Origin of the sequence: Streptomyces sp. NPDC052052, from assembly GCF_040680455.1 — a bacterium.
GTDB lineage: Bacteria > Actinomycetota > Actinomycetes > Streptomycetales > Streptomycetaceae > Streptomyces.
Genome location: NZ_JBFAWU010000034.1, coordinates 51,860 through 61,483 on the forward strand (window position 1 = coordinate 51,860; position 9,624 = coordinate 61,483).

Annotated in this window: 8 protein-coding genes; 5 read left to right on the forward strand and 3 right to left on the reverse strand. The window is 68.7% G+C overall.

Features of this window, described 5'->3' with window-relative positions:
* Positions 1 to 11: 11 nt before the first annotated feature.
* The 3 genes from mtrB to mtnA form a co-directional block, all read right to left on the reverse strand.
* Complete coding sequence (gene mtrB / locus AB0L71_RS30445; RefSeq protein WP_365249176.1) at positions 12 to 1,874, reverse strand: MtrAB system histidine kinase MtrB; 1,863 nt, start codon at positions 1,872 to 1,874, stop codon at positions 12 to 14.
* A 163-nt stretch (positions 1,875 to 2,037) separates the two neighbouring features.
* Complete coding sequence (gene mtrA / locus AB0L71_RS30450; protein ID WP_365249149.1) at positions 2,038 to 2,727, reverse strand: two-component system response regulator MtrA; 690 nt, start codon at positions 2,725 to 2,727, stop codon at positions 2,038 to 2,040.
* Positions 2,728 to 2,731: 4 nt separating this feature from the next.
* Complete coding sequence (gene mtnA, locus AB0L71_RS30455) at positions 2,732 to 3,877, reverse strand: S-methyl-5-thioribose-1-phosphate isomerase (RefSeq protein WP_365249152.1); 1,146 nt, start codon at positions 3,875 to 3,877, stop codon at positions 2,732 to 2,734.
* A gap of 140 nt (positions 3,878 to 4,017) precedes the next feature.
* On the opposite strand from mtnA, the gene AB0L71_RS30460 reads away from it, so the two are divergent.
* From AB0L71_RS30460 to AB0L71_RS30480, 5 genes are read left to right on the forward strand one after another with little or no spacing between them, the layout of a single operon-like run.
* Positions 4,018 to 5,247, forward strand: a complete 1,230-nt coding sequence (locus AB0L71_RS30460; RefSeq protein WP_365249155.1) for a glycerophosphoryl diester phosphodiesterase membrane domain-containing protein — start codon at positions 4,018 to 4,020, stop codon at positions 5,245 to 5,247.
* A gap of 4 nt (positions 5,248 to 5,251) precedes the next feature.
* Positions 5,252 to 5,941 carry a DUF4129 domain-containing protein gene (locus AB0L71_RS30465; RefSeq protein WP_365249158.1) on the forward strand — a complete coding sequence of 230 codons (690 nt, stop codon included), beginning with the start codon at positions 5,252 to 5,254 and terminating at the stop codon, positions 5,939 to 5,941.
* Positions 5,938 to 7,152: a DUF4350 domain-containing protein gene (locus AB0L71_RS30470; RefSeq protein WP_365249161.1), complete on the forward strand. Its 1,215-nt coding sequence runs from the start codon at positions 5,938 to 5,940 to the stop codon at positions 7,150 to 7,152. The genes AB0L71_RS30465 and AB0L71_RS30470 overlap by 4 nt, the downstream gene beginning before the upstream one ends.
* Positions 7,149 to 8,150: a MoxR family ATPase gene (locus AB0L71_RS30475; RefSeq protein WP_365249164.1), complete on the forward strand. Its 1,002-nt coding sequence runs from the start codon at positions 7,149 to 7,151 to the stop codon at positions 8,148 to 8,150. Before AB0L71_RS30470 ends, AB0L71_RS30475 begins: the two co-directional genes overlap by 4 nt.
* Before the next feature lie 10 nt (positions 8,151 to 8,160).
* Positions 8,161 to 9,471, forward strand: coding sequence for a DUF58 domain-containing protein (locus AB0L71_RS30480; RefSeq protein WP_365249167.1), 1,311 nt, complete (start codon positions 8,161 to 8,163; stop codon positions 9,469 to 9,471).
* The last annotated feature ends 153 nt before the right edge of the window (positions 9,472 to 9,624 follow it).

The following is a 9,624-nucleotide window of genomic DNA, read 5'->3' on the forward strand; positions in this document are numbered from 1 at the left end:
AACGAAAGACCCTAGTGCCCACGATGCGTGTCCTCCCGCTCCGGGTCCTGCGCTGCAGCATTGATTTCGCCACCCGGCCGGCCCTCCGCGGCGCGCGCGACCACTCGTGCGCCGCTCCCCGGCAGTGCCGCCGGATTCACCGAAGCCGACGCCGTTCCCGGGGCCACGGGTGCACGCGAGGCAACAGGCAGCGCGGACCGGCCGCCGCCACCGGGCTGGGCCGGTACCGCTGTCAGCCGGTGCCGACTGCCGGCCGTGGGGGCTGCGCCTCGCTCCTGGTTCTCGCGGTTGCGGCGGGAGTCCTCGGGTTCCAGCGGTATCGGGGATCCGCGCAGCGCTTCGTCCGCCGTGCGCGGCAGAGTCAGCCGGAACTGCGAACCGCCGCCCGGTTCGCCCCATGCCTGCAGCCAGCCGCCGTGCAGCCGGGCGTCCTCCACCGCGATGGACAACCCGAGTCCGGTGCCGCCGGTCGTCCGCGCACGAGCCGGGTCGGCCCGCCAGAAGCGGTTGAACACCCGCGTCGCCTCGCCGGGTTTGAGCCCCACCCCGTAGTCACGGACGGCCACGGCAACGGCACCTCCGGCCGCCGCCATCCGCACCACGACGTCCCGGCCCTCACCGTGCTCGACGGCGTTGACCACAAGATTGCGCAGAACCCGCTCGACCCGCCGCGCGTCGGCCTCCGCGATCACCGGCTGATCGTCGCCGACCACCCGGATCCGGGTGCCCTTGCGCTCGGCCAGCGGCTCGGCCCCACCGATCACGCTGCGCACAACCTGTCGCAGATCTATCGGCTCGGCCTCGAGTGCGGCAGCGCCCGCGTCGAACCGGCTGATCTCCAGCAGATCGGAGAGCAGCGACTCGAACCGGTCGAGCTGATCCCCGAGCAACTCCGCAGAGCGCGCCGTCACGGGATCGAAGTCGCCGCGGGCCTCGTGGATGACATCGGCGGCCATCCGCACGGTCGTCAGCGGCGTCCGCAGCTCGTGGGAGACGTCGGACACGAAACGCCGCTGCATCCGGGACAGCTCCTCCAACTGCTGGATCTTCAGCTGCAGGTTCTGTGCCATCTTGTTGAAGGCCTCACCGAGCCGGGCGATGTCGTCCTCGCCGGTGACCTTCATCCGTTCCTGGAGCCTGCCGGCGGAGAGTCGCTCGGCGATGCCTGCCGCCATCCGCACGGGCGTGACCACCTGCCGCACGACGAACCAGGCGATGGCCCCCAGCAACACGACGACGAACAGTCCGGCCGTCGCCAGCGTGCCCTTGACCAGGGTCAGCGACTTCTCCTCCTGCGTCAGCGGGAAGAGGTAGTAGAGCTGGTACGGGTTGTGGTCGATGTCGTAGAGCCGCTTGCCCACGACGAGTCCGGGCTGCGGCTCCTGTCCGTTCGCGTACTGGATCAGGGAGTACGTCTGGAACGCTCCCGGGCCCTTGTTCACGGAGTCCCGCAGGCTCTGCGGAATACTCGCCGCCTCTACGCTGCCCGAGCCGCGGGGCGCACGGCTTCCCTCGTCGGCACTGAGCGCCACCACGTTGAAGGCGTTCTTGCCGCCGCTGGCGAGCTGATCGACGAGCTCGGTCCGCCAGGAGTTGTTGGCCGAGGTGCCGTCCGCCGCGTCGCCGCCCTGCCCACCCGGACTGAGTAGAGCGTTCGCCTTCTCCTGCGCTGCCGCGAAACCGCCGGCAGCCTGGGTCTGAGCAGCCTTCCCCTTCGCATCGAGCAGGCCGTTGCGCACCTGCCCGATCACGACGAGCCCAAGGAGCAGAACCACTCCGAGCGACATGAGCAGCGTGCCCGCCACCACCCGCAACTGGAGGTTGCGCCGCCACAGCCGCACGGCCGGCAGCAGCGGACGCCGCACCCAGCGCATCAGCAGGCGCGGCACAGGGCCGCTTAGCGCCCGGTGCTGGAACAACCGGCCTCCCGACAGAGGGTGTCCGCTCCGGGACTCCTTGTGTCCTGCCGGGGCAGCAGCCCGCTCCGCACGGGCTGCCGACTCCCCGGACTGCGGAACAGCACTGCTCGGGGGCATATCAGCTCGGCCCGGCCTTGTACCCGACGCCTCGGACGGTCACGACGATCTCCGGACGCTCGGGGTCCTTCTCGACCTTGGAACGCAGACGCTGGACGTGCACATTCACCAGCCGGGTGTCGGCGGCGTGGCGGTATCCCCAGACCTGCTCCAGCAGTACCTCACGGGTGAAGACCTGCCACGGCTTACGGGCGAGTGCGACCAGCAGGTCGAACTCCAGCGGGGTCAGGGCGATCGACTGCCCCTCCCGCTTCACCGAGTGACCGGCCACATCGATGACCAGATCCCCGATGGCCAGCTGCTCCGGAGCCGGTTCCTCGGACCTCCGCAGACGTGCCCTGATCCGGGCAACCAGTTCCTTGGGCTTGAACGGCTTGACGATGTAGTCGTCGGCCCCGGATTCCAGGCCCACCACCACGTCAACCGTGTCGCTCTTGGCAGTGAGCATGACGATCGGCACACCCGACTCGGCCCTGATCAGTCTGCAGACCTCGATACCGTCCCTGCCGGGCAGCATCAAGTCCAGCAGGACCAGGTCCGGCTTGGCCTCACGAAATGCGGCTAGTGCCTTGTCGCCGTCCGCTACGAACGACGGCTCGAAACCTTCACCACGCAGCACAATCCCGAGCATCTCGGCCAGTGCGGAGTCGTCGTCGACGACAAGGACGCGTCCCTTCATAATCGACATCATCCCATTAGCTAATCGTTATCTGTGATGACCTGGCACACAGCTCCGCCAGCCCGACCCCCGTGACCGGGGAAACTGCCCCCTCCTCCGTGACGATCGCCGTGACCAGCTCAGGCGGTGTGATGTCGAACGCAGGGTTGTAGGCCGGGCTTCCCTCCGGCGCCACGGGCCATCGGTCGGCATCTCCTCCCGTGGCCCCGGCTCGCACAGATGTGAACTCCGTCACCTCACTGCCCGGCCGCTGTTCCACGATGATCGATGCCCCGTTCGCAGTGTCCGCATCCACGGTAGTACTAGGAGCCACCACGATGAACGGTACGTGGTGGTACTTCGCGAGCACCGCCAGCGGATAACTCCCCACCTTGTTCGCCACCGAACCGTCCGCGGCGATGCGGTCCGCCCCGATGAGCACGGCGTCCACCTCCCCCGCTGCGAAGAGAGAACCTGCGGCGTTGTCCGCGAGCACGCTGTAGGGCATCCCGTTGCGCGCCGCCTCGTACGCGGTCAGCCGGGCGCCCTGCAACAACGGACGCGTCTCGTCCACCCACAGCCGCTCCAGTCGCCCTTCCCGGTGCGCCATGAGCGCCACCGCGAAGGCGGTGCCCTCACCCCCCGAGACGAGCGCCCCCGTATTGCAGTGGGTCAGCAGTCGGTGCCCGCCGCCGGGCAGGAGCTCGTCGAGAAGGGCGAGCCCGTACCGCGCCATACGCCCGCTGGCCTCGGCATCCTCCCGGTGCAGTGCCCTGGCCTCGGCCAGCGCCACCGCCGCAGCACGCCCCGGATCCGCCCCGCTCTCGACGGCCACTCGGTACGCACCGGCAGCCCGCCGTACCCCGTACCCGAGATTCACCGCGGTGGGCCGCGCTCCCTCCAGCAGTTCCGCGGCCCCCGCCACATCGTCTCCCCTCGCCGCTGCGAGGGCCACGCCATAGGCCCCTGCGATGCCCAGCAGCGGGGCGCCGCGAACCGCCAGCGTCCGGATCGCCCGCACCAGCTCGGGTGCATCGGTACATGCCAGCTCGGCCTCCTCGGCAGGCAGCCGAGTCTGGTCGAGGAGCACCAGCACGGGACCTTCCGGAAGCTCGTCCCAACGAAGCACGGGAAGCACGGGAGGCTCGATGCCCACCGGTGATTGCTCGTCCTGATCAGCCATCCGCCCAGTCTGCCCGGTGAACGGCCCACAAATGAAGGTACGAAGGAGATACAGCACCGGCCCCGCACCGGAGCAACGCGTGGCACGATGGCTGCCAGCCTGTCGCCCCGATGAGCGGACAGGACCGTGAAGGAGCGAGAATGAACGACACTCCGGGCTGGGCCTCGCCCGGATCTGCCCCCTCCGAGGGTCAGGGAGCAGGCGTACCCCGACCTTCCCAGCCCGCCGACGGCAGCGGTCAGACCGGCAACTGGTCCGCCGCGCAGCCGCCCACGGGGCAGTGGTCCCCACCGAGCGCTCCCGGCACAGGTCACGGCGCACCACTGCCCGCTCCCGGCTGGGGCGCCGGATCCCAGGGACCGGGCTGGGCAGGTGGACCGCAGGGCTCCGGCTGGGGGCAGCCGCCCGTCGTGGCCAAGCCCGGCGTCATCCCGCTCAGGCCGCTCGGCGTCGGCGAGATCCTCGACGGCGCGGTCTCCACCATGCGCGTCCACTGGCGCACGGTCCTCGGAATCACACTGGCCGTATCCGTGATCGCCCAGGTCGCGACCACGCTTGTACAGCGCTATGTGCTGCCGGAAACCCCGGAGGTCGACGCGAACGCCACCGGTGCGGAAGCGCTGCGGCAATCCGCCGAAGCGGCCCAGTCGGCGCTGATCAACAGTGTGCCGTCCCTGCTCATCACCTTGATCACCGTACTGATCACGACATCTGTACTGACTGTCGTGATCAGCCGATCGGTGCTCGGCCGCCCGGTGACGCTCTCCGCCGCATGGGCCGAGGCCCGACCCCGGCTGGCCCGGCTGCTGGGGCTGACCGTGCTGTTGGCGCTGATCAGCGCAGGCATCATGACGGTCGGCATGGTGCCTGGAGTCCTGGTCGGCTCCGCGGCGGGCGCCGGACTCCTCGTCATCGGGCTCGCGGCCGCGTCTGTCGTCGTCATCTGGCTGCTGGTCCGCTTCTGCTTCGCCTCGCCGGCGCTGATGCTGGAGCGGCAATCGATCATGGCTTCCATGCGCCGCTCCGCGAAGCTGGTCAGGGGCGCATGGTGGCGGACATTCGGCATCCTGGCGCTCACCTGGCTCCTGACGGTCATCGTGAGCGTGGTCATCGCCATCCCGTTCACCATCCTCGCGCTGGCTGTCGACGGCATCGGCGTGGGCTCCTTCCTCACGGACGGCTCCACGAAATTCGGCTGGCCCTTCCTCATCGTCTCGGGTGTCGGCCAAGTGATCACCACAACGATCACCTACCCACTCTCCGCGGGAGTGACGGCCCTCCTCTACATCGATCAGCGCATCCGCCGCGAGGCACTCGACATCGACATCGCCCGGGCGGCGGGCCTGCCTGGGTACGACACCAGGAGTTGATGCGGTGTCGGGGGCGGGAGGCACAACATCAGCACGGCTGCTCATCCACGCGAGCGGCGACATACCCGTGGACACCCCACGTGTTCCCGCCCGCGAGGCGGCGAAGCACGAACTGTCCAAGCCGATGTACCACGAGAACGACCCCGATCTGCTCCACCGCGGCCTCAACCGGATCTGGAACTGGATCAGCGATCTCCTGGACACGGCCTCCGGCAGCGCGCCGGGCGGTCCACTCGGCCTTGTCGTACTCGTGCTGGCCGCCCTCGGCCTGATCACCGCACTCTGGTGGCGGCTGGGCACACCACGCCGCACCGTTCGTTCCGCGGACGCGCTCTTCGACGACAGTGCCCGGAGCGCTGCTGAACACCGGGCGACTGCGGAGGCCCACGCCGCCGCCCGCCGCTGGAACGAAGCGGTCCAGGAGCGCATGCGTGCCATCGTCCGGTCCTTGGAGGAACGCGCTCTGCTCGTCCCTCGTCCCGGGCGCACTGCCCGCGAGGCCGCCGCTGAGGCGGCCCGTCCGCTGCCCTCACAGGCCGCGCGGCTCCATGCCGCCGCCAGAGAATTCGACGACGTCACATACGGCGACCGCACCGCGAACCAGCAGGCGTATCGAGACATGAGCGCCCTGGACCTCGACCTCGAAACCACCAAGCCTCTCCTGACACCGGCGGCCCGGGGAGCAGCCGAATGACCGAGGCCGTCGCCCCCACCACCTCTGCGTCCCTGACCCCACACCAGGTCTGGATCCGCGTCCGCGGCCTGCTGTGCGCCGTCCTGGTACTCGTCGCTGCCGGAGTCGCTCTGGCATCCGTGCGCTCCGGTGACCAGCACGGCCACCTCGACCCCCGCTCCGCCGACGGTCGCGGCAGCCGGGCTGTCGCAGAACTCCTCAAGGACCGCGGCGTCGCCATCAGCGTGGTCACCACACTGGACGAGGCCACGGCACGAGTCGGCTCGGACACCACGCTGCTCGTCGCCTCCCCCAACCTGCTCACACCACAACAGCAGAGCGAACTCCGTGCCAGGACCGGACACTCGGCCGGCCGCACCGTCCTCCTCGCAGCCGGCCCGCCAGCCGTGGGCACACTGGTTCCCGGTGTCCGCGCGAAGTCCTCCGGACCGGTGGCCACCCGTGCGCCTCAGTGCTCCTTGCCCGCTGCCCGCAACGCCGGCGACGTCGAAACGGGAGGATTCCGCTACGCCTCGGACAACAGCCGACGCACGATCGGCTGCTTTCCGAGCGACGGTCTCCCCACCGTGCTCGTGGTCGCGCAGGGTGCAGGTGACACCGTTCTCCTCGGGTCCCCCGACTTTCTCCAGAACGATCGGCTCGGCAACCAGGGCAATGCCTCCCTTGCCTTGCAACTTCTCGGTTCCCGTCCCCATCTGGTCTGGTACCTCCCCTCACTCGCCGATACCTCTGCCGCCGTCGAGAACGGCGTGGACAGTAAGGACAGCGGCCACGACGACCGCAGTTTCTTCGATCTGATCCCCCGGGGCTGGCTTTGGGGCACCCTGCAACTCGCACTCGCCGCACTGCTCGCCGCCATCTGGCGAGGACGGCGTCTGGGCCCGCTGGTGGCGGAGCGGCTGCCCGTGGTGATCCGCGCCTCCGAGTCCAGCGAGGGCCGAGCCCGCCTCTACCGCCGGGTGAACGCCCGCGATCGGGCCGCCGACTCCCTGCGCGCCGCCGCCCGTACCCGTATGTCTCCACTCATCGGTGTCTCCCCACGCGATGCCCACTCCCCCGCGACACTCGTCCCGGCCGTGTCCGCCCGTATCGGTACGGAAGACAACGACGTCCGAGCCCTTCTCTTCGGCCCGGCCCCGTCCGACGATGCCGCTCTCGTACATCTGGCAGACCAACTCGACACCCTCGAAAGAGAGGTACGCACCTCATGAGCGCCCCGCCCCCTGTACCTGCCGGGACCACCGAGGCCATCGGGAACAGCGACGCAGCCCGCGCATCTCTGGAGGCGCTGCGCTCCGAGATCGCAAAGGCCGTGGTCGGCCAGGATTCTGCAGTCACCGGGCTCGTCGTCGCTCTGTTGTGCCGGGGTCACGTCCTTCTCGAAGGAGTCCCCGGTGTGGCCAAGACTCTCCTGGTCCGAGCTCTCGCGTCATCGCTCGATCTCGACACCAAGCGTGTTCAGTTCACCCCGGACCTGATGCCGAGCGACGTCACCGGCTCACTGGTCTATGACGCCCGCACTGCGGAGTTCTCCTTCCAGCCCGGCCCTGTCTTCACCAACCTCCTCCTCGCCGACGAGATCAACCGCACCCCTCCCAAGACGCAGTCGTCTCTCCTGGAAGCGATGGAAGAGCGCCAGGTCACTGTCGACGGAACCCCCCGGCCGCTGCCCGATCCCTTCCTCGTAGCTGCCACGCAGAATCCTGTCGAGTACGAGGGCACCTACCCGCTCCCCGAAGCCCAACTGGACCGGTTCCTACTCAAACTGACGGTGCCCTTGCCGTCCCGCGACGAGGAGATCAACGTCCTCACCCGGCACTCCGATGGCTTCAATCCACGTGATCTCGATTCAGCGGGCCTCCGTCCCGTCGCAGGTCCGGCCGACCTGGAAGCCGCCCGCCACGCAGTCGCTCAGACCAAGGCATCCCCCGAGATCGTCGGCTATGTCGTCGATATCTGTCGTGCCACTCGTGATTCCCCCTCGCTTTCCTTGGGCGTCTCTCCCCGGGGCGCTACCGCTCTGTTGGCGACCGCTCGCGCCTGGGCCTGGCTCACCGGTCGCGATTACGTGACTCCGGATGACGTGAAAGCCTTGGCCCTCCCCACGCTTCGCCACCGCATTCAGCTGCGTCCCGAGGCGGAGATGGAGGGAGTCACCCCCGACTCCGTCATCACCGCCGTCCTCGCCCACGTACCCGTACCCCGCTGAGGCAGGGACCGTGGCCCTCACCGGACGTACCGCCTTGCTGGCCGCCTTGGGGTCACTCCCCGTAGGCATCCTGGCTCCCAGCTGGACTGGCTTGCTCGCGGTCAACGCGCCCCTCTCCCTAGCGATTCTGTGCGACTATGCCCTGGCCGCGCCAGTGCGAAAGCTGCGGTTCACCCGATCTGGTGATACAAGCGTTCGACTTGGCGAGACTGCCCCAGTGCAACTCACCGTAATCAACTCTTCTCGTCGCCGCCTGCGAGCGCACCTCCGCGACGCATGGCCACCAAGCAGCTGGCCCACCGGTGCAGAGCAGGCTTCCTCTCGCCACGCTCTGACCGTCCCGCCAGGGGAACAGCGCCGGCTGACCACCTTCCTACGACCGACACGACGCGGTGACCGCCATGCCGAACGCGTCACCGTGCGCTCGCTCGGACCGCTGGGGCTCGCGGCCCGACAGGGAAATCACAACGTTCCATGGACGGTCCGTGTCCTTCCCTCCTTTGCCAGCCGCAAGCACCTACCGGCCCGTCTCGCCAGGCTTCACGAACTCGACGGCCGCACCAGCGTCCTCACCCGCGGTGACGGCACGGAGTTCGACAGCCTGCGTGCCTACGTGCCCGGTGACGACACACGGTCCATCGACTGGCGGGCCACTGCGCGTCAGTCCGCCGTCGCAGTCCGAACGTGGCGCCCTGAACGAGACCGCCGCATCCTCGTGGTCCTGGATACCAGCCGCACTTCGGCGGGGCGTGTGGGCGATGTTCCTCGCCTCGACGCCGCTATGGACGCGGCCCTGCTACTCACCGCCCTCGCCACCCGTGCGGGCGACCGCGTGGATCTCCTCGCCTACGACCGCTGTATCCGCGTACAGCTCCAAGGCAGACCTGCGGGAGAAGTCCTTTCTGCCGCGGTGAGTGCGCTGGCACCTATCGAACCAGCACTCGTGGAAATGGATGCGCGCGGGCTCAGCACGGCTGTGCTTGCCTCGGCGCCTCCTCGTTCCCTGATCGTGCTGCTCACCGCTCTGGACGCAGCCCCGGTGAAGGAGGGCCTGCTCCCTGTCCTGCACCAGCTGACTCAGCGCCATACGGTGTTGGTTGCTTCAGTGGCCGACCCACGCATCGAACAGATGGCGGGAGCTCGAGGCACTGTGGAAGCGATCTACGAGGCTGCAGCCGGCGCCCAGGCCCAGGCCCAGCGGCTCCACACCTCTCAGCAGCTCCAGCGCCACGGTGCGGTGGTGGTCGACGCCACCCCGGACAATCTCGCGCCGGCTCTCGCGGATGCCTATCTGGCTCTCAAAGCAGCAGGCCGTCTCTGACTCACAGCTGAATTAAGAAAGGACCTCATCCATCGGGAGGAGGTCCCCTGTCTGGTCCTGAACGCAGAAAAGCCCCGTGCCACAAGGGCACGGGGCTTCCCGTAAAAGAAGTTCGGCGGCGTCCTACTCTCCCACAGGGTCCCCCCTGCAGTA